20 protein-coding genes are annotated in these 19,795 nt (G+C 36.6%); 2 read left to right on the forward strand and 18 right to left on the reverse strand.

Translation table 11 applies throughout. The features are described from left to right. Positions 1 to 357: 357 nt before the first annotated feature. The 9 genes from AC1TO6_RS00295 to AC1TO6_RS00335 all read right to left on the reverse strand — a co-directional run bounded on the left by AC1TO6_RS00295 (position 358) and on the right by AC1TO6_RS00335 (position 10,630). The gene (locus AC1TO6_RS00295; RefSeq protein WP_482099608.1) at positions 358 to 1,506 is read right to left on the reverse strand and encodes a M14 family zinc carboxypeptidase; all 1,149 of its coding nucleotides are present in this window, start codon (positions 1,504 to 1,506) and stop codon (positions 358 to 360) included. Positions 1,507 to 1,661: 155 nt separating this feature from the next. Continuing rightward, entirely contained in the window at positions 1,662 to 1,811 is a 150-nt protein-coding gene (locus AC1TO6_RS00300) for a hypothetical protein (RefSeq protein WP_482099609.1), read from the reverse strand. 532 nt (positions 1,812 to 2,343) lie between these two features. Next, positions 2,344 to 3,687, reverse strand: coding sequence for a restriction endonuclease subunit S (locus tag AC1TO6_RS00305; protein ID WP_482099610.1), 1,344 nt, complete (start codon positions 3,685 to 3,687; stop codon positions 2,344 to 2,346). Further along, on the reverse strand, positions 3,680 to 5,110 hold the full coding sequence (locus AC1TO6_RS00310) for a class I SAM-dependent DNA methyltransferase (RefSeq protein WP_482099611.1): 1,431 nt from the start codon (positions 5,108 to 5,110) through the stop codon (positions 3,680 to 3,682). The genes AC1TO6_RS00305 and AC1TO6_RS00310 overlap by 8 nt, the downstream gene beginning before the upstream one ends. Before the next feature lie 100 nt (positions 5,111 to 5,210). After that, complete coding sequence (locus AC1TO6_RS00315) at positions 5,211 to 5,462, reverse strand: hypothetical protein (RefSeq protein ID WP_482099612.1); 252 nt, start codon at positions 5,460 to 5,462, stop codon at positions 5,211 to 5,213. Between the two features lie 12 nt (positions 5,463 to 5,474). Continuing rightward, positions 5,475 to 8,693 carry a type I restriction-modification system endonuclease gene (hsdR, locus tag AC1TO6_RS00320; protein ID WP_482099613.1) on the reverse strand — a complete coding sequence of 1,073 codons (3,219 nt, stop codon included), beginning with the start codon at positions 8,691 to 8,693 and terminating at the stop codon, positions 5,475 to 5,477. Positions 8,694 to 9,226: 533 nt separating this feature from the next. After that, complete coding sequence (radC, locus tag AC1TO6_RS00325; RefSeq protein ID WP_482099614.1) at positions 9,227 to 9,886, reverse strand: RadC family protein; 660 nt, start codon at positions 9,884 to 9,886, stop codon at positions 9,227 to 9,229. Positions 9,887 to 10,004: 118 nt separating this feature from the next. Further along, a complete protein-coding gene (locus tag AC1TO6_RS00330; protein WP_482099615.1) occupies positions 10,005 to 10,367 on the reverse strand; it encodes a hypothetical protein in 363 nt (120 codons plus the stop codon). A 14-nt stretch (positions 10,368 to 10,381) separates the two neighbouring features. After that, positions 10,382 to 10,630 (reverse strand): hypothetical protein, encoded by a 249-nt coding sequence (locus AC1TO6_RS00335; protein ID WP_482099616.1) that lies wholly within the window; start codon positions 10,628 to 10,630, stop codon positions 10,382 to 10,384. Positions 10,631 to 11,483: 853 nt separating this feature from the next. Here AC1TO6_RS00335 and AC1TO6_RS00340 point away from each other — a divergent pair. Continuing rightward, positions 11,484 to 12,518, forward strand: coding sequence for a hypothetical protein (locus AC1TO6_RS00340; RefSeq protein WP_482099617.1), 1,035 nt, complete (start codon positions 11,484 to 11,486; stop codon positions 12,516 to 12,518). Between the two features lie 127 nt (positions 12,519 to 12,645). Here the strand turns inward: AC1TO6_RS00340 and AC1TO6_RS00345 are convergent, their stop codons facing one another. The 6 genes from AC1TO6_RS00345 to AC1TO6_RS00370 all read right to left on the reverse strand — a co-directional run bounded on the left by AC1TO6_RS00345 (position 12,646) and on the right by AC1TO6_RS00370 (position 17,366). Then, on the reverse strand, positions 12,646 to 13,350 hold the full coding sequence (locus AC1TO6_RS00345; protein WP_482099618.1) for a PD-(D/E)XK nuclease family protein: 705 nt from the start codon (positions 13,348 to 13,350) through the stop codon (positions 12,646 to 12,648). A 79-nt stretch (positions 13,351 to 13,429) separates the two neighbouring features. Further along, a complete protein-coding gene (locus tag AC1TO6_RS00350) occupies positions 13,430 to 13,903 on the reverse strand; it encodes a single-stranded DNA-binding protein (RefSeq protein ID WP_482099619.1) in 474 nt (157 codons plus the stop codon). 72 nt (positions 13,904 to 13,975) lie between these two features. After that, positions 13,976 to 14,761 carry a hypothetical protein gene (locus AC1TO6_RS00355; protein WP_482099620.1) on the reverse strand — a complete coding sequence of 262 codons (786 nt, stop codon included), beginning with the start codon at positions 14,759 to 14,761 and terminating at the stop codon, positions 13,976 to 13,978. Between the two features lie 2 nt (positions 14,762 to 14,763). Then, positions 14,764 to 16,041, reverse strand: a complete 1,278-nt coding sequence (locus AC1TO6_RS00360) for a RecT family recombinase (RefSeq protein ID WP_482099621.1) — start codon at positions 16,039 to 16,041, stop codon at positions 14,764 to 14,766. Positions 16,042 to 16,713: 672 nt separating this feature from the next. Further along, positions 16,714 to 17,157, reverse strand: coding sequence for an SMI1/KNR4 family protein (locus tag AC1TO6_RS00365; RefSeq protein ID WP_482099622.1), 444 nt, complete (start codon positions 17,155 to 17,157; stop codon positions 16,714 to 16,716). Continuing rightward, on the reverse strand, positions 17,154 to 17,366 hold the full coding sequence (locus AC1TO6_RS00370; RefSeq protein ID WP_482100097.1) for an HNH/ENDO VII family nuclease: 213 nt from the start codon (positions 17,364 to 17,366) through the stop codon (positions 17,154 to 17,156). The genes AC1TO6_RS00365 and AC1TO6_RS00370 overlap by 4 nt, the downstream gene beginning before the upstream one ends. A gap of 283 nt (positions 17,367 to 17,649) precedes the next feature. On the opposite strand from AC1TO6_RS00370, the gene AC1TO6_RS00375 reads away from it, so the two are divergent. Continuing rightward, positions 17,650 to 18,462, forward strand: a complete 813-nt coding sequence (locus tag AC1TO6_RS00375; protein WP_482099623.1) for a glycerophosphodiester phosphodiesterase — start codon at positions 17,650 to 17,652, stop codon at positions 18,460 to 18,462. Between the two features lie 142 nt (positions 18,463 to 18,604). Here AC1TO6_RS00375 and AC1TO6_RS00380 read toward each other — a convergent pair whose 3' ends face one another. From AC1TO6_RS00380 to AC1TO6_RS00390, 3 genes are all read right to left on the reverse strand, one after another. Next, a complete protein-coding gene (locus tag AC1TO6_RS00380; protein ID WP_482099624.1) occupies positions 18,605 to 18,793 on the reverse strand; it encodes a DUF927 domain-containing protein in 189 nt (62 codons plus the stop codon). After that, positions 18,783 to 19,046: a hypothetical protein gene (locus tag AC1TO6_RS00385; RefSeq protein WP_482099625.1), complete on the reverse strand. Its 264-nt coding sequence runs from the start codon at positions 19,044 to 19,046 to the stop codon at positions 18,783 to 18,785. Before AC1TO6_RS00385 ends, AC1TO6_RS00380 begins: the two co-directional genes overlap by 11 nt. 83 nt (positions 19,047 to 19,129) lie before the next feature. Then, the gene (locus AC1TO6_RS00390; RefSeq protein WP_482099626.1) at positions 19,130 to 19,723 is read right to left on the reverse strand and encodes a hypothetical protein; all 594 of its coding nucleotides are present in this window, start codon (positions 19,721 to 19,723) and stop codon (positions 19,130 to 19,132) included. Between the last annotated feature and the right edge of the window lie 72 nt (positions 19,724 to 19,795).

Below are 19,795 nucleotides of genomic sequence, written 5' to 3' on the forward strand. Positions count from 1 at the left end.
TTTAACTATTTCAATATACCACATTACAATCAGGATATTACAACCAGGATATTCCAATACTAAAATGTATAACATACGTCAAATTAAGTCAACAGACAATATTCCGAGTTTTCCCACAATTTTTAAATGTTTATCAGGGTTGCAGGAATAGAATACATAAAGTCATTCTTTTGATGGTTGATAGGTTGTTTGGGTAAATATTATGGATATTTGAACGGCAATATCTGCTAATCTATCGCTGTATGTCGTTGAGCCCGTCGCCGCCAAACCTATTTATTTCAGTTTCTGCTGCTAAAATCGCTTTTGAAAACTAAAAAAGCCCTCCGGATCTCCGTCGGGCCTTTAGTATAACTATTTTTAATTACTTACCGGAATAATTCCGCTGTCAGATTGATAGCCTGCTAGCGGATAGGCAGGGATTTCCTCCCAACGATTTGGATCAACGTTTTGTACTTCACCCGTAGCAATTCCTGAAATCAAGGATTTTAATCCAAGATAATTTTGTTTTATTAAGTGACCATTTGATTTTTGTCCTAAATTTCCATCTCTCGTATTTCCTTTCGTTTCAAAGAAGATTGCCGGATTGCTATGATGAGTTGGATTTATGTTATCGTAATTAAGCCCTAACATCATCGCCGAAACGACTCCGCCCTTAATGTCAATGTCATATTTCTTATCACCGCTGCCAGTTTGGTAACGATCGATGTGCATATGCCCGTAGTCTTTTAATGCATCATATACATACACCGACATTTGGCGAGTAAGATCATTGTACAAGCCATCTTTTATAGCCGGTAAAGTTGGCCCATTAGGCGCCAATGACACACCGAGCGACATTGATGTTGATTCATTTGTTCCGTATACCGTCTTAAATCCTTGGTGATGAAGATCAATCGCGTAATCCGGCTTTACATCTGCCCAATACTTATACGTTGTGATTGACTCTTTCGCTCTAAATCCATTCTCTGCCCAATCTCGATTTAAATCAACCGTGATCGGCCGCTCTCTGTTGTCTAATCTAGGTTCGCCATTTTCATTATAGAGCATAGTCGTCCGTGTATTCATAATACTCCCATCCGGATTGTTCATTGGGATCGCATAAATCGTCGTATTTTCCAAAATTGTTTTAACTTCTTTAGATCCACTGTTGCCAAATGTCTTTAATAATTCTAAAACAGCATCAGTTGTTAATTTTTCATCTCCATGAATTTGAGCTTGTATCCATACTTTGATAGGTCCCGTCCCAACTTTTGCTGCGTAGATGCTTCGTTCTTGTTCACTCTTCCCATACTCGTCCAAAGTAAATATTTCTACTTTACCTTTACTCGTGTGTTCGATTTTCTTTAACGTATCGATCATATTCTCATAAGTGATCATACTGTTCATGCTCGTGTTACCGTTAGTCGAAGGACCCCCGGGCACTGTGTCTGCTGCATTAGCTTGAGATGAGAATGCTGTTGAAACAATTAAACCGAATGCAATAACAAACATAAATATCTTTTTCAAATAAATACTACCTCCTACTATTTTTATAATTACCTACTTTTATAGTATAATTGGTAGAATATTTAAGTAAATGGTCAATTCGGACTGTTGCGAAAGCGAAATCATAGAGACTTCCTAACTATTCATATTGCCCCAAACGGATGCAAATAAGTTACCTAGCTAGGATCTGTCGTTTCATTCCCTTCTGCATCAATACCCCAGTCGGGTGGAATTTGTTGACCCTCCTTAACCATACATGCCTTTCTCAATCGCATTTGAGCAAAAGAAATGACGAAGATCTTGCTATATTCTTGGAAAGACCCCATCGAAATATTATCTCCTGTAAATTATGTTGCATTAATTATCGAATACATCTCGTAAACTATGTTGCATAATAGCTTGAATCATATCTAATAAAACACAAAAATACAACATAATTGACATTATGTTGTAAAAAGAAAACGCTCACTGTTTTGCTGTGAGCGTTTCGATATATCAAAGCAGTATCTAAGGTAAAATATTGAATACGATTAGATGAAACTCGATGAATTAAGGCAAAAGTAAAAACCCTTGATTACCAAGGGTTTTTACACTGTTTAAATCATATGATTTCTAGGTATGGAGACGGCGGGAGTCGAACCCGCGTCCAAAGGCTTCTATACTTGAGCGTCTACACGTGTATTTTGCCTATTTAGTTTCGCGCGTCATTATGCCGAAGTCTAGAGCAATAAGCGTTTGTGGCGCATCCATACAATTTTATTTTACGGTTTTACTCACTATGGAGTATTACATATATACGAACTTGGTTCAAAGACCTTCTAACGACTAGTATATATCAACCGTTTAGAATTTTGAAGCTTAACTAAATTTTTCTTGTAATACAGATTTTAATAGCTCAATTGCAGATTCATCATTAGAATCATTCGTTCCCAATTCTCCCTTAAATGCTTTAGCTAAAATAGCACTCTTCAAATTGTCTAAATCAGGGATTTCCTTTAATAGACAATTTGTATTTTCTAACTTAGATAATAAAGCCTCAACTTGAAGAACAATTTCATCTTGACGTTTCAGAGAAACGATTGGGATTTTTATACTTTTCAAAGGTGGAATATTAATATAAGGTTGGTCAGAACCGCCTAGTCTTTTTTGTACCTCATTTAAAAATGTAGACGTAGTTAAATAATAGTACAAATATTTTAAATTAATCTCGATTTTCGGACGAATACATGCAACTCTTTGATATAAAATAGCAGGTAAATCTTTTTCATTTAATATTGATATCTTCAGTTTATTATTGGTTATAGGTCTATTAAGTGCCAAAATAATATCATTTTCTTTTAATACAAGCTTTTGTTCTATCTCTAAATAAACTTGTGGTAAAAAAGATACTTCTTTCCAAAGCGTCTTTCGATGAGATACATTTTGAATTTTAAGTAGTTTTATACCCTCTTCAGCGTATTCAGATTTCTTAAAGCCCTTTCCAGAGAATATTTCACAAATATCCCCTAAAGCCATTTCATCATACTTACTACTTATATACATTTGATATATGATTGCCGCACGACGAAGTTCAAATGTTTCTTTTGCTTCTTCAATTAATTGTCTAGCTTCATCGATTTTTGATAATAAATACTCTACTTTATCAACAATTCGTTTTTGTTCATTCAATGGTGGTAGAGGAAAATTTAATGGTCCTATATCTGTATTATTAATTTGAGGAACACTTGAACCGTTGTTTAGTTTTGCTAAATCAACAGTTAAAAACCAATAATATAAATATTTTTCATTAATATTCTGAGGACAAATCACAGCCATAATATTTAAGTCACAAAGAATTTCTTTGATTACTAACCTTTTTTTATTAGTTAATATCGCACCCCCTCTTTTAGGGAAAATAACACTTCTTCCTGGTATTAATGAATTTTTGTACTTATCTCTATCTTTAATATATCTATTAGATGCCAAAATCTCTTTTTTATTTTCTTCAAGATTCATATCAGACACTTTTACGTATAATATTTCTCCGAAATCAGCTTCATCGCTTTTTTCAATTGTTCTCCCACTTTTAAGCTTGAACAAACTCTCTATACTACTCCACACCCAATTATCTGGAACTTCATAAGGCTGTTGCAGTTCCTCTACAGCTAATAAAGCATCTTCTAATAATTCATCCAACGTATGATGTTTGTTTTTTTTACTCATCCTCTGCCACCCCAACTGTGCGGAGTTCCACCACGACTTCATTCAACAAACTCATTGCTTGTTGAAGTTTGACAATGGCTTCTTGTGCTGATTCAATTGGGTCTGGTAAGTTGTCGTAAGCTGATAGGGAGTCGTCTGCGATTAGACCAATGTCTAATCTATCCTCTTTTACTGCAATGTTTTCTCGCGTGTACATACTAAAGCGCTCATCTTTCACAGTTAGACGGTTTTCCGCTTTATAAGCATCAATAAATGCTTCAAAATATTTCATTGTAAATGGGGTACGTTTACCAAATGAAGGCATATTGGTGCGCATATCATAGACCCACACTTCTTTTGTATTGCCTTCATCTGTTGTTCCTCGATCAAAGAATAATACGTTTGTTTTTACGCCTGCTGCATAGAAAATACCTGTTGGTAAACGTAAGACTGTATGCAAATTACATTTATTCATTAAATCCCGACGGATTTGTGCGCCCATGCCACCTTCAAATAGTACGTTATCTGGTAATACAACAGCCGCACGTCCTGTACCATCTGTTACTAACGAATTATAAATTAGCTGTAAGAAGTTTAATTGCTTGTTGGATGTTTCAAATGTTAAATCGTCACGTGTTGCACGTTCGCCGCCTTTTTTCGTACCAAATGGTGGATTCGTTAAAACAACATTGAAGTTTTTCATCCATTTACCGTTTGCTGATAATGTATCACCTTGCTCTAAACGTCCTTCCATATCATGCAATAATGCGTTCATTAATGCCAAACGATGTGTATCCTTAACAAGCTCCATCCCCGTAAAGGCTTCTTTCTTCTGGAATTCCGCTACTTCTGGGGAAAGGTCAAAATAATTATCCGTTTTTTCTTTCAAATAATGGTCAGCCGAAATCATGAAGCCTAATGTCCCTGCTGCTGGGTCATTACAACGCTCTCCTACTTTTGGGTCAATTAGTTGAACCATTACATCAATTAAGACACGCGGAGTAAAGTATTGACCTGCTCCTGATTTTTTCTCACTTGCATTTTTCTCGAGTAATCCCTCATAAAGGTTTCCTAATCCTTCTTCTTTAGCATTGTACCAATCTAATCCATCAATAGATTTAATAATTTTTTCTAGATTTTTCGGCTCATCGATACTTGTAGATGCACCATTATATATCAAACGCAAACTTTCATTCTCAATATCTTCACTGCCCAAATCGAGTAGTAATTGTCGATAGAATCGATTTAATTCAAGACCTTCTTTACTCACTAGGTCTGCCCAACGGTTCCCCTCTGGAATAATAGACTCTGTATCTTGTTCTTGCATCATTTTCAAGAAAAGCAGATATGTTAATTCGGTTACGTATTCATGATAAGTTATACCGTCGTCTCTCAGTACCGACGCTAAATTCCATAGCTTTGAAACAATCTCTGTATTATTCATTTTGTTCCTCCTAATTTCTGTTCATCTAAATCATTATACTAGAGTTTCATCATATTCTCGATAGTAAAAGGGAATCTACCGAAGTAGACTCCCTTTTTGTTTACTCCATTAGTCGTTTATCTGTCAAAATCGCGTAAATATAAGAATGCGCTCGTAAATGTTGTATGGATACAGTATTACTAAGTGGCATGAAAGATAACGCTTTTTCAAATTCTGATTTTGCAACAAGTTGATTTGTTGTCATTAATTTAATTGATGTTCCAACAACACTATAAGTAAACTGTTTCCCACGAATTTGTGTGAATACATTTCCTTCATTTTTAACAATATGCTGCCATATTGGTTCAATCAAATAATCACCCCATCAACTTATATATAAATTATCATTAATTGCATATACAATCTTATCAATCTCATCACCAAATTCACGTTTCAGCACGTTATAACCGCCACTACTTTTAAATGGCTCTTCTGCAAATGCTTCTTCTGGTGTTGGTGCTAAAACAGGAACTTGCAACAATTGCTTTTCAATACGGTCAAGCCATTTACGTTGCCTAGGCGTCCAATCGTGTAATGCATATACTTTTTGCATCGCGTTTTTCACACGTGTTTCATGGTCTACCAAAGCTTCCCCTATTGCAGCTTGACGAATAAAACTAATAATATCCGCAGCAATATCTACATTCTTCGCTTGCTTCCAGGCTGATTGTAAATGTGATTGTTTGAATCCTTTAGTATCTAGAAGAGTTACAAGCTCTCGCAAATCTTTACGTGTTAAGTCTTTTGGTCTAGTGCATATTAATTGAAGTGCTGGGATTTCATTCATGTTTTCCCGAATGTATTGGACAAAGCCGTTAATATAGTCTGCGGGTTTCTCGTTTCCTTCCCCATATCCACGGGTTACATCCTTTATTTCATCTTCATGTTTTGAAATAACTTGAAGCTCTTTAGGTGTCTGATACGTTGCGACATATTCAAATAAGATACTATTTGTTTGGGCTTGTTCTGGTCGGTAGTGTTGAATTTCTTGCGCCCATTCATCAATTGATACACCGTTTGATAATTCTTCAAAGCGACGTTTCCCTGTATCATCGATCTTTTGTTTTTTGCGCTGAATTTTCGCAACGAGCTGATTACGGAAATGATCTGCTTCATCTTCTGTCTCAGCTTGTGTAAATGAATCATGTATTTCAGTTATAGTGAAATTTTGCTGCTTCACAACAGGCTTCATATCTGTATATTTTTGCAGTTGATTGTAAATACCAACCGCATCATAAACTCGGAAATGTGTTTTCCCGATGTCAGGGCATAAACGTGTTGCACGACCTAGCATTTGGTCATATAATATACGCGACTTTATACGACGTAAAAAAACTAAGTTTGTAATGGTTGGCACATCTATTCCTGTAGTAAGTAAATCAACTGTTACAACGACATTTGGTAAACGCTCATTTTTAAAGCGTTTAATCATTTCATTTGGGTTGTAAATAGAACCTGTAATTTTTACAATCGCATCATCTGATACTAAATCACCGCGATTCTCATATGCTTCTTTTAGTAAACGGACAACCAAATCAGCATGTTGATTTGTTGCAGCAAAGATAAGCGTTTTTTCTCGACTTTCTGGGTCAATATAGTCTGTTAATTTTTTTAAGACTGCACGATTAAATGATTCAGTAATGACTTGTTTATTGAAGTGTTCTACATCAAACTTTAATTCGTCTTTTAAGCGTTCGAGGATAACTTCACCTTGCTCAGGGTCATATAATTCAACTTCCTCGCCTTTTTCGAATGAAATTCCGCTTTTTGCTAACTCGGACTCAAATAAATAAGGCGGCTCATGGTCTACTAAGTAGCCATCTAATACCGCTTCTGTATACGAATATTTGTAAATGGGTAATCCAAAAATATCTGTTGTATGGAGTGCTGGTGTTGCGGTTAAACCAAGCACTGCTGCATCGAAATAATCGATTACACGACGATATTGACTTACATAGTCATTTTGATTTTGAAATAACAGCTCATCATCCGACATTTCGCGGTCACTTGTATAGCCCCTATGTGCTTCATCGACAATGATAAAATCATATTGCCCAACTGAAGGCAACTTTTCCCCATCATTATAGAATAAGCGTCTGACCATTCCCTGTACTGTCGTAATCTGAACTTTGGTTTCAACATCTGGTGTCAGATCGTCAAGTTCCTTTACATCATAAATACTAGCAAATGATAAGCCTTCAATTTTGGTATCCTTTAATGCGTCAATTGCTTGCTGTCCCAGTGAATTACGGTCAACTAAAAATAAGATACGGCGACACTTTTTCGCTTTTATCAGTCGATACATAAGTGAAATCGCTGTACGTGTTTTTCCTGTACCTGTCGCCATTGCAAGCAGCATTTTACGCTGTCCTTCGATTAATGCTTTTTCGACAGCTAAAACTGCAGTTTGTTGATAAGAACGTAGACCAAATTTTGTAATATCTTCTGCTGCGAGTTTTGCATTCGCTTCTGTATCATCTACATCTAAGAGTAAACGTAAATCCTCTGGAGAGTGCCATCCTTCCAATGCATGTGCATGTTTATGAGGTGTACGTGAATCCCAGAACCAGATACCTGATTGATCTTGTAATTGTTTTAAGTATGGTCGTCCATTTGACGCGTATAAGAATGGTGCTTTATATTCACCATTTACAGGAAGCAATTTGATACCTTCCTTTTCGTCTATTAAACGTGCATACGTTTTCGTTTGGCTTTCAAGGGCTGCTGGAATATCTCGGTGCTTCGCTTTTGCTTCAACAATACCCACCAATTGTAAGCCAATGAATAACGCGTAGTCGGCATACTTGCTACCAACTTTCCATTCAGCAATTGCCATATTTTTATTCTTCACTGGCATTGTTTTATTCTTTTTGAAGCTGAGTTTTTCTGTATCAACAATCCAGCCAACAGAGCGTAACTTCTCGTCAATAATAGTGCGTGTCTGCGCTTCCGAAAGACGATGTTTCTTTACATGAAGCTGTGATTTTTCCTTACGCTTTACACGTATATCTTTCGAAATCGTATCATCTGTTATTACATGTAATTGTTCAACAAGTTGTTTCTCTTTAACTACAATTTCTTTTTCAAGTTGTTCAATTTTTTGTTGAAGTTCTTTAGTTGTATCAACTTGTTTCAACAATTCTATATATTTAGGAGCGGAAAATTTCCAATCAACATACACTTCCACAAACCAAATGGATATTTGATATGCAAGTTCTAATAAGCTTTTCGCTTCTTCCGTTGTGCCATAGTTTGCTTCATGTGAAGCGGTGTTGCCTTTACGACGCAATATATCAAAAATATCCAATAGTTCAGGCTCTGCTAGCCCTTCTTTTCTCATTGTATTTATGCGGTCTACTTGTGATGTATTGTAAGCCATACGAATATTATCAGAAGCTAATACCGCCTTCGCAATTGTTTCACTAAATAATCGAAGTTTCATAATCGATGTATGGGGGTCTTGATACACATTACGCTCAGCACTTTCCCCTAACTTTCCCAGCACTTCCCATTGACCTTCAAAAAAAGCAAAGTTACTCTTCAATGATTTCACCGCTCTTCAATATAGTATGTTTCTTCAATTGTACTATATTGGAAATATTAAACACACTATGTAGAGCTTGTTTTCGATATTTCACTGTAATATATGTTGCTATATCTCGACTTTTCTGTTTACTCAAGTTAGCTTGATTGTTTCTATTTCATCGTCAGTCGGAGCGTTAAATGTTTTAGCTATAACCTTGAGTCGCCTTCACACACCTACACTCTTTCCACTCAAACCCATCATGCACAAATATACGAAACCATCTCCCTTGGAGATCTGCAAATAACAAATACTACATTTATCTCTACTTCTATCGGCGGGCGAGGATAGGTGGGGGGTGATTACCAGATTTCACTAACTCTTTCCTAGCAAAAAGGGTTAGTGGGTGTATCTACACAACTATCGATATCAGTAGTACTTAAAAAAGATGACTCCTATTCAATATAGGAATCATCTTCTAGTTGCTTAATCTCTTTTTTTATTGTGTCCTTGACATAGGTACCAATTTAATTAATACGCCCTTTATCGACATTTTACATATAGCCCTTTTCCTTAAGTGATATGAATTGATGGTCTCCTATAATTACATGATCCAAAAGCTCCACCCCCATCACACTGCCTGCTTCAGCCAGTCTCTTCGTAACTTCGATATCCTCTGGTGAAGGACTACACGTGCCGCTAGGGTGGTTGTGAAGACAAAATATCGAGGCTGCACTATGTTTCACAGCTTCCTTGTACACCTCCCTTGGGTGTACTATCGAGGAATTTAGCGAACCAATGAAAATGGTCTTTTTATGAAGAACTTCATTTTTCACATTTAGGTACAAAACCACGAAATGTTCTTGGGTTAGCGACGTCATCTCCGCCATAAGATAAGATGCTGCATCCTCTGGGGATCTGATTGTATAACGTTTTTCATTCTTACCAGCATTCCGTACTTTTTTAGCAAGGAGCATTCCGGAATGAACTTTCAAAGCCTCATTATGCGTCATGCCTTCCTCTTCTAATTCAGAAACAGTCATTTCGACTAGAGATCTTATCCCACGGCCCGCTAAACGACCTGTAAATTCTGGCGTTGAGGAAGGTCCGATTAAGACGGCAAGAATGTCCTGTAAGTCTATGACAGCTTCAGAACCGATTGCATTGTATGTTGCGACTGCTTCACGAGCAGATGTAATATATTTTGTTGTCATCTCTATAATCCTCTCTCACATAAAGCTAGCGCCGAGTGGCACTAGCTTTCATGTGCCACTCATTCCTGCCCGGTGGAAGGCTTTTTATGTTATAATCAACCTACAAGGTTTTAAAGAATTACTTTTTCCGAGATGCGAACCTACGCGTCTCTTTTTTTTCGCCCATTTTTGCAATCACAGCATCTTCCCAGCCCATCTTTTTCAAGTTGGAGGCCGTAATATTCAACATTTTCCATGGATTAACACCTTCAAGCACCATGTTTTGCGCTACTTCCTTCATTCCCTTTTCATCGAATTGCCACGATGCAGATACAGTGTAATCCCAAATAACATCACCTGTATCAACTGGACCATTGTTGTCGACGAATGCCTTTAGTTCAGCCTTCATTGCTTTTAACGCTGATTCAACACGTTCAATTTCCTTTCCTAATTTAATTGCATGATTCATACTTTCAATGACTTCTGTTTTTGCAAGTACCATTTAAAATGCCCCCTTTAAATTCCTATTTTTCCGCTGCCAATTACCTTCACATCACCGTTTTCAAGAGACATGAAAATATCATGAATATCGGTAAGCGAATCCATCTTTTTAACTTCTCCTTTGCCATCTAGTTGGTAGATACTTCCAAACTTAAAGACAAGGAATTTCCTCTCACTCTGTTCATCCACATAGCAGATGAATGACTTGTTTGCACTACCCTTTTTGTTGTTAGAAACTAGACGTTCTAATTGTTTACCAACCATTTGAACCTCTCCTTTTCCTATAATTTTTTAAAACAGAAAAAGCCGACCGCATCCTGAAGGATTCAATCGACTTTTAATATATTTCACGCAAAAATGCGTAAATAACCCATGTGATTATGCCCGAAAGCAAATTTGTGACGTACAATTACATCTACCTGGCTTTTCTCGAAAAGAGAATTCAAAGGCTGCAACATTTGTGTCGAATCTCCTTTTATAAAATGAAAAGGTGTAACGACTTTCATCAAAATGCGATGACTTGGAAACTAATAGAATATAGATTAAGTTTATCAAATCAGAGTAACAGTCGCAACACTTCGAAACACGTGTATCAAGTAAACCTCTTTGGCTGAATGCTTTGCGACCATACATTTATTGTTCATATGTATTCAATACAGCTTTGGTTTCAGGCTATGTTAAATAACTCTATCACTAGTTGGTTTCAATTCCTAGATAGCGTGAAACATCTGTTGTTGTTCAACTAAGTTGTTTAATAAGAGCTTTACTCTTTTTTAACCCCAAATAGGATATGATATTCGAGACTATCATCAAGTAGGATAGGCTCTTTTCTTTATTTCAGAAAATGTAATAAATACTTTTCTATATGTTTTGTGGTCAAAATGTGTTCACAAATTTATTGGGGCCTTTTCTGTTAGATTCGAACCATACGTAAGCTGATTAATATGTTCATTCTCTATTTCAGACTCATGGTTTGCCCTTATATAGATTAGTCATGACTCCAACAAAAAATAGCGTTTTTTTCTACCTTTACAGTTTGTGGATAAAGGAATAAACTGTTGAATTAGTACGAGTGATGGTTACTTATGCAAATTACTAGTAAAAGGGATGAGATTTCATGGATGAAAAACCGTTTATATTAGATGAACAATTCTATGCAATGCATTACAAGCCATTTTTCAGATCAGATTTTAGCTTCAAAACAGCTATACAGTTTTCTATCATCCTGCCTTTTCAAATTCCATATCCCGATTCGTCAATAGTGTCTTTTCAGAAAGATATCTCCGTTTTATGCTACAACTTTATGCACATTGAAAGAGCAGTGGAATATACAGCAGGGGCTGTGAATAGAGGGGTAGATATCAATTACTTTGTGACTAGGGTTGAAATGACCCTATTCACCAATCAAATTTATTATATATTTTCTACAGAGGAACTAACCAAGGTTTTCGATAAACTATTACATAATTTAAATAATTTCATTACAGCAATAATGATTAAAAAGAAAGATGTTGATCTCTATAAAATTTCCAAAGAAATGTTAGAACCTGTTTGCCTATTTCGCCACTTGAAATTAGATGAAGATTTCTTCGAAGAGGGAGATATGGGACTCTTTACACTTCACTTAAATGTAGCTCATAAAAAGAGTATTATTGAACTGAAATACCCAAATGAAATAACCGATTATGCCATAGTCATAGAAGACAATATTAATCCTTTCATTCTAACAGAAGAACTAATGCTAAATGCTAGGAGAAGCTTCAAACAAGGCTTTTACAAAGAAAGCATATTGAATGCACAAACCAGTATTGAAACCTTTCTCAGAACGTTATTTAGTGAATGTTTGAAGGTAGAAGGATTTACCGAAGAAGAAATAAAAGTAACTCAAGAAGGAACCAACTTTATCACTATGGTGAAACGAGAGTTTTCAAATAGGCTTGGCGGATCATGGGATATAGGAAATGAAAGGAAACAAGTAGGTATGTGGTATAAAAATTGCTATGAACTAAGAAATAAAATTATACATGTTGGATATACCCCATTATTTGCAGAAGTAGACCTAGGATTAGACGCTGCACTTAAACTAAGGGCTTTTGTCTATGATCGTTTAAAGAAAACAAAAAAGTACCAATCCATTTTAAACCTTCTATAAAATAAATCGAATAGAATTACACTTATTGCATTAAGAGCTAATTATCTAGCTCTTATTGTTTCCCTCTATTTACTTGGATATAAAAACACCGACAGCTGTCCCCGTCGGTGCATGTTGTACTTACATATTAATAGCTGCTGAACCGTTGATAACATTCAATGACAAACGGGCAATGCCTACAATGGCTAGAAGGTGTTGATAGGAATAAACTCTTCGCTTCTGCTGGTAGCATGCCTAAAATTTCCCGTTTAGAATTGATTTCATTTGCTATACCTAAAGCCCACTGTCTGGAACTTTCCATATCAGCCTGATTGAAAACATGTTTGCTTGCTCTTCTGAATCGAAGAAAATACAAGTTACCTTCAACCGTCGTTCTGTTCTTTAATTGACCTACAGCCCACGCATACAATCCTACTTGGTGATTGTCTCGAACGTCGTATCTAACCCTGTTCGTCTTCCAATCAACTATTTCACTACCGTCTGGTGAAACAAGATCTATATAGCCTTGTAAAATCGGGGCTGAATCTTCATCTGAAAGAGGTAGTTGAAAATGAATCTCCGTTTCACCCATGTTCTCTTTAATCGGTGCATGACTAACCAACTCTGACATTTCATCCATGGTCACTTCTGGATGAAACTCAGCTTCAATCATCCCGTTTAAAATGGCTTCTGAATGAGACACCCCATTAATTTTATCTTCGACTGCTTTATGGACCCCTTTACCCAACGCTAAAGGATAGGTGGTCGGCTCTTCGTATCCTTCGATGTACTTCTTGAAGAATCGATAAGGACAGGTTGTGTAAAGGTTTAAACGTGAAAAAGAGTAAATCAATATGATCTCTCCTGTCTTCTATCTGTTTTTTAAAAACAAAAGGAGACTGGATACCCAATCTCCTTCTACTAAGCTTCCATTAGAACGGCAGGTCATTATCGCTAACCGCAACAGGAGCTCCGCCCGTTTCGAATTGATTACCATTTTGACTTTGAGTGTTACTGTTACCAGCGTAAGGATTAGGCTGTTTCTGATAGTTCTCCTGCCCTTGCTGTTGTTGATTGCCTTGCCCCTGTGGTTTTGGATCTAGGAACTGCACAAAATCAGCGACAACCTCTGTAACGTATACACGGTCTCCTTTGTCATTCTCATAATGTCGGGTGCTAATGCGACCATTCACCGCAGCTTGACTGCCTTTTTTAAGGAAGTTAGCTGCATTTTCGGCAGGTTTCCTCCAAACTTGGACCATGATGAAATCAGCTTCGTTTTCACCATTGGCATTTTTAAATGGACGGTTAATAGCAAGTGTAAAATTACAAACAGCTACACCGTTTTGTGTGAATTTCATTTCAGGGTCTTTCGTGAGACGACCTACTAAACTTACATTATTCATAGTGTTCTCCTTTTCTCATGACTGATTTTCAGCCATGTCCCTGATTTCTCTCCGTATAGGGTAACGGATATTTTAATTAGCCAAAGACACTTTATTGTTTGTTTTTAAATTATGTTTTCGCATTTCAATCTTTCGTTTTCGATTTTTAGCCATCTTCCACATGTGAGATAGAAAGGCCACATTCAGGATGACTTTATTCATTTCAAAGTCATAGGTGGACAGTGAGACTTTCCATGCAGCTCTTCCAATCTCAGCACCTTCTATAGCCCATCCAGCACGTTCATCTTCATCTTTCACGTATTCAGCCAGCAGTCGATTGAACATCAAATGAATTTGTGTATCGTGACAGGACTGCATGATAAAGTGAAGAAGCTCATTTTGACGTTCTTCTTGATTTTCTATATGAGCTACCACTATGAACATGGCAAAGTGCTTTGCAAGCTCTTCGTATTCATAGTTCAGCCAGTCATTTAAGACCATTTCTCTATTCTCTTTGAATGTGGTTCGGTTTTTCCGTTTATATTCAGCCCAACCAATGGACCGAAGTTGATGTGTATTCAAGCTTTCCGCCGGATGTATGGGTTTCTTCCTTACCCCGAAATACTTTTTACGTATTTCAGAGTAAGGTATTCCCGATAACTTGGTCTCAAAGTCTAATACTCCACCGGAAACACCACAAAACCAACATTTAAAGATTTGATCATGTGTGTTAAGCGACAAATAAAATTTATGCCCTTTCCCCGGTTTGGAATCCTCTTCGCAAAAGCTACATTTGCAAAGAGTCTCTTTTTTACCGTGAGAGCGAGGATTAAACGTGAGTCCATATTCCTCTGCAATTTTCAGGATTTCAGGAAGCATAATTAAGCCACCCCCTTATCTGCATCTCCTAATTTCTCGAAAAACGTAAATCCGTTTTCCGTGCGGGTCTGCATCGTAAACTTTTCACCTTCAATAAGGTGTTGTGTTTTTTTAACCGCAACTTCCCCTTGTGCAAACACCATTGATTGAGAATTACTGGCAACACTCTTTACATACATTTTTGCGAAGGTTATGCCGCCCGGAGTTGTCCCCTGTTCATACTTTTCCATGATGAACGCATCAAGTGGTTCAGAAACTGTTTCGTTTTCCTGTTGAACAGGCTCTTGCTTGGATTCATTTTGAATCGACTCAGATTGTACATGCTGCTCATTTACTTGAAGATAAGAGAACTCTTCAAGGAAATTGAAACCACTCTCTTTCTTAATGACCAAAGCCAACTCCTGACCCATTTGAACGTGGCTAAGAGACTCGATTACATCCTGCTTCCCTTTCACTAGTACGAGAGTTACCTCATTGGTTGCCTTATCCATGACATTCAGTTTTGCGAATGGCACACTTTGTGGACTTATCCCTTTTTCAAAACTTTGTAGGATGAATACACCTTCAATATTTTCATCATTTGATTGCTGTGCATTCGGCTCGGGAATTTGTTGATTTCCTGCAACCACGTCTTGTTTGTTGGGGGCTGGATTAGATTTCATTGGTACATCCATGTTTCCGCTATTAGCGTTATCGTTTTCTTCGAGCGACATTTCCTCACGAGTGTATAAACCACCTAGAGGGAACTGACGACGAAGTACGAAGACTTCTGCTATCTTCTGGATCATAGCGGACGGCATTTTATCCCAAGTGTTTTTATTTCCATACTTCGAGTTGAGTTCACCTGAATTTGCTTGAAAGTATTCCTGGAAGTCTACAAAGACGGCAACAGGTCTAAAACGTTTATGATGCATGACTGCATAAGCACCAAGTATTGGACCACGCTTCTGACCGAACTCATGGCGAACACTTCCCTCTGAAGGGATGAACTCGAATGTATCTCCTTCTCTGACTACATTCGCGTTGGGAGGTCCTACATAGCCTTCTTGCGTAGTGGCTACACGAAGCAATCCATCGCGAGTAGTAATGAACGTTGTATTTGGTCCGTTCTTCGTTTCATAACGTTGGAATACGATATCACCAAGCAAAGGATTCAATCCGAAGGTCTCACAGACTTCAATGAAATGATTCGCCTCTTCTTGAGTTCCTTTTGCTGGCTGAACAAACCTATTCCAAATCAACGACTTCTGTTCGTTTGTAAACGTAAGTACTTTTTCCACTTAAACCATCTCCTTTTGTATTTTTTATAAATAAAAAAGTCGACTTCACCCATAAGGGATCAATCGACTTTTATCTAACCCACTGCAACAGAAAACGAAAGTTGTTTTGTTTTCATATCAATTCATTGCAGCACTCCTTTCAGATTTTTTGAATCAAAAAAAGCCAATGTCACCCATAGTGGGATCAATCGGCTTTTAAAATATATATCACGCAATAACGCGTAAGTATCTAGTGTGCATAGCAGTTTTGTGACGTCATACGTCTGCCTAACTTTTCTCAAAAGAGAATGAAAATACATAGGCTAAACATTTGTGTCGAATCTCCTTTAGAATTGAATAAAAGGTTGAACGACTTTCACCTGCGAAAAATGGTGACGTGAAAACTAATGAAATATGTATATATTATATCAATTTCAAAAAGTGATAGCAAATCGAAAGGAATTACTTAACCTTTAATTTGGAATGTGATCACTCTAAAATTAAATTATTGGTACAACCTTCATTAGCTATGAATTTTAGTAAAGCATCATCCATGAAGTTTAAATTTCTCACAAAAAACAAAAACACCTGTTACGTAAAAGGCGTATGTTAAAAATGTCATCTCGCTATCATCCACACAGTTTATTTTTGTTCATAATACTTTGTAATAGTAACATTTGTATAAGCTTTTGATTAAAAATGTATATTCAATTCTTCTCGAATCGCTTTTTCTAAATATTCTTCAAAACTTCTTGCTATTATTTCTTTTCCAACTAAATCAAAGTCCAATGTAAAGATTTCTGTATTAGAAGAATTAAAACCTACTGGATTCCCTGCACCGTCTATTCCAATAACAATGAAATTCTCATGCCTTTCAGGAAGAATATTTCTAAACTGTAGAGATTTCTCTACAAACGATGGTGTAGCAAAAAATTCCGCCTCACTCAATCCTAAAACAATTGCTTCACCAACTGCTCCTGAACCATACCTCAAAAGAAACATTTTAAAATCCTCTGGTAATTTTACTTTGAGTTCAGCTTCAGCTTGTATCACTTCCTCAATATTAACAGGCCCTCCAAAGGCTTCAGGGCACATTTCAAAATCTTCATCAATCGAATTTAACAATTCTATTTTCATTCAATTATCACCCTTTTAATCATTTCATTGGCATATCTTGCTTTCCTATATTCTTCACGCCATTTATTGAATTCCTGCCTAGCTTCTCCACCGCCAACTCCCCCTTTATTTCCAAATGGATGCTGTCTTTTGTTTCCAAGATCATGGTATCTACTAGGCATCTCAATTATTGGTCCCTCAACTCTTTTTTCATGATGATGAAATATAATTGTATCATTTACTCCATATTTGGTGAGTACCCTTTTTTAAATGAATATATCAATTCCTGTTAATCTACTTACTATTTGCGATCCCATTTTTCTTCTTTGTAAATAAACCTTTTGATAGGATGAATATTCCAAGTATACTTTCACCGTATAGTCAATGTTACTTGCAGTATTCTTTTAGTGAATGACATAAATTAACACAAATTTAATTAAAAATTAATGTGTAGTTTACATTATGTATATATTATAAAGATGTATCAATCATATAGAATAGGAAGTGGAAAAAATGAAGAAGAATCTATTACTATCGTTAGCTTTACTTATGTTTTTAACATCTATTCTGTTTGAAAGTGCTGTAAGTGCAGCGCCGAATGATAACTGGCTACATAGTAATAAAACCGAGTTAAGTGCTCACCGTGGTGCACAAGTGGCTGCTCCAGAAAACACATTGGAGTCGATTACACAGGCTGGATTATTAGGATATGGCTTTGTTGAAATCGATGTACAAAAAACGAAAGACGATCAATTTATATTAATGCATGATCAAACAGTCGATCGTACAACAACAGGCTCTGGAAAGGTAAAAGATTTAACATTAAAAGAAATTCAAAGCTTTGCAATTGAAGATAAACAGGGTAATATGACCAATTATAAAGTACCAACACTTCATGAAGTGTTAGATGAAGCTAATAAATACAATATTGGTATCAATTTTGATGGTTCAAAAGGCGACTGGGATGACAAGGAATTTGTAGACGGTGTTATGGAAGAAGCTAAAGAAACGAAAGTATTAAATCATTCATTTTTTGTATTGAGTAATACGAGTATTCGAGATCAATTTAACAGATGGTACCCAGAAGCAACTGTGACCTTCCTTGGAAATGCTTTAAAGAATGTAGATGCCGATATTAAAGAGTTACAGAAATATGAAAACGCCATTTATTCAACATCTATTAACAATATAGATGAAGATACTGCCAAAAAAATCAAAAAAACAGGCCTAAAACTACATGTATACTCAGTTAACTCAGCTGAAACATATGAAAAAGCGAAAAAGATTCATCCACGATTGATTGAAACCGATGTAATTGTACCCTAATATAATTGATTGAATATCCCAATATTAAAAGCCCAATTCCTCAGCAATAAAATTGAGAAATTGAGCTTTTTTCTTTACTCCATAAACCTTGCCCGATTCTGAAGGATCATTAATCCAATCTTATTGAAGAGAAGGACGCTTGTTAGAGAACATCTATTTCTCTAAACTGTTGTAACACTTTTGGATTGTGTGCTGTAATCGTATCATCAAGAATTAAGGGGAACGCAATTTGAAATGCTGCCATTCGCTCAATTGCTATTTTTGTTGTTAACATGGAACTTATATATTCTCTCGGCTTTCCCCAAACGCTTATCTTACCACTAATAGACACCAGAAATATCTACAAGTATCGGCGTCAGATCATGCGGTATAAAGAGCACAGATGCAAACGATGATACAACAGGAAACAATGCTTTTGGATTGTCGTAAAGTGGTGCCATGACGTTTTCTATCCATCCCTGCACACTACCACTGCATTGTATGGCATTTAATCGCTGTACCTCCAATTTATTGTCACGAGTAAAGAAAGGGCCTGGCATAACAAACCCTTTCACTTGTTCATGAAGCGTTTCATAGACAGCCATTCACAATGCCCCCTGGAAACGGAGAGATTGCGAATAATGCCTGATTGCTTAAGAATAATGGTATAGTCTATGCTATATTCCTCCTAGACTTTTACTTCGCTAACAAACTCGCCAGATTCATCCAATACATAAAAAAGTTTTTGAAGGTCTTCAATATTGTCTCTTAAATCCACGTCTACCGTCATCCTTACTTTGAGAGTTTCCGCAATTACCTTTAGCGGTTGTAAGTGTCTAATTGACTCGATAATTATGATAAGTCGTTCGTTGAAGTGTTTAGGTCTCCACTTTAAATACATGAGCAAATCATATACATCACCACGCACTACATATACATAAATTGGCTTGCCTTCAAACTGGATTGCACCACTAAATGGCTCATGCGCTGGTAGAACTTTCGATTCCGGAAAATGTTGGAACAGTTGAAAAAACAGAAGACGTTTCAAAACATCCTCTGCTTTGTATTCAACCCAATAATTACTTTCATAACAGTCATTCAGCTCAACAATGACTGCTCCGTTTATTCCCAGTGTAAAAATCGGTATGACCTGCTTGTTTCGATGAATTTCATTACGAACGATTTTCTTCTCCAATACCATACGTTTTAATCGTTTCTTATCCAAAGAAAATAACCGGGAGATTTGTGCTCCCCCGATTAATCCTACTACTGCTAGTGCCACTATGCTTTTCGATCTTTCGATTTCGAACCGCTTCCCTGTCATAATAAAGAAAAAAAGGAGATCAATAGTCTT

The organism is Sporosarcina sp. Y352 (genome assembly GCF_056786535.1).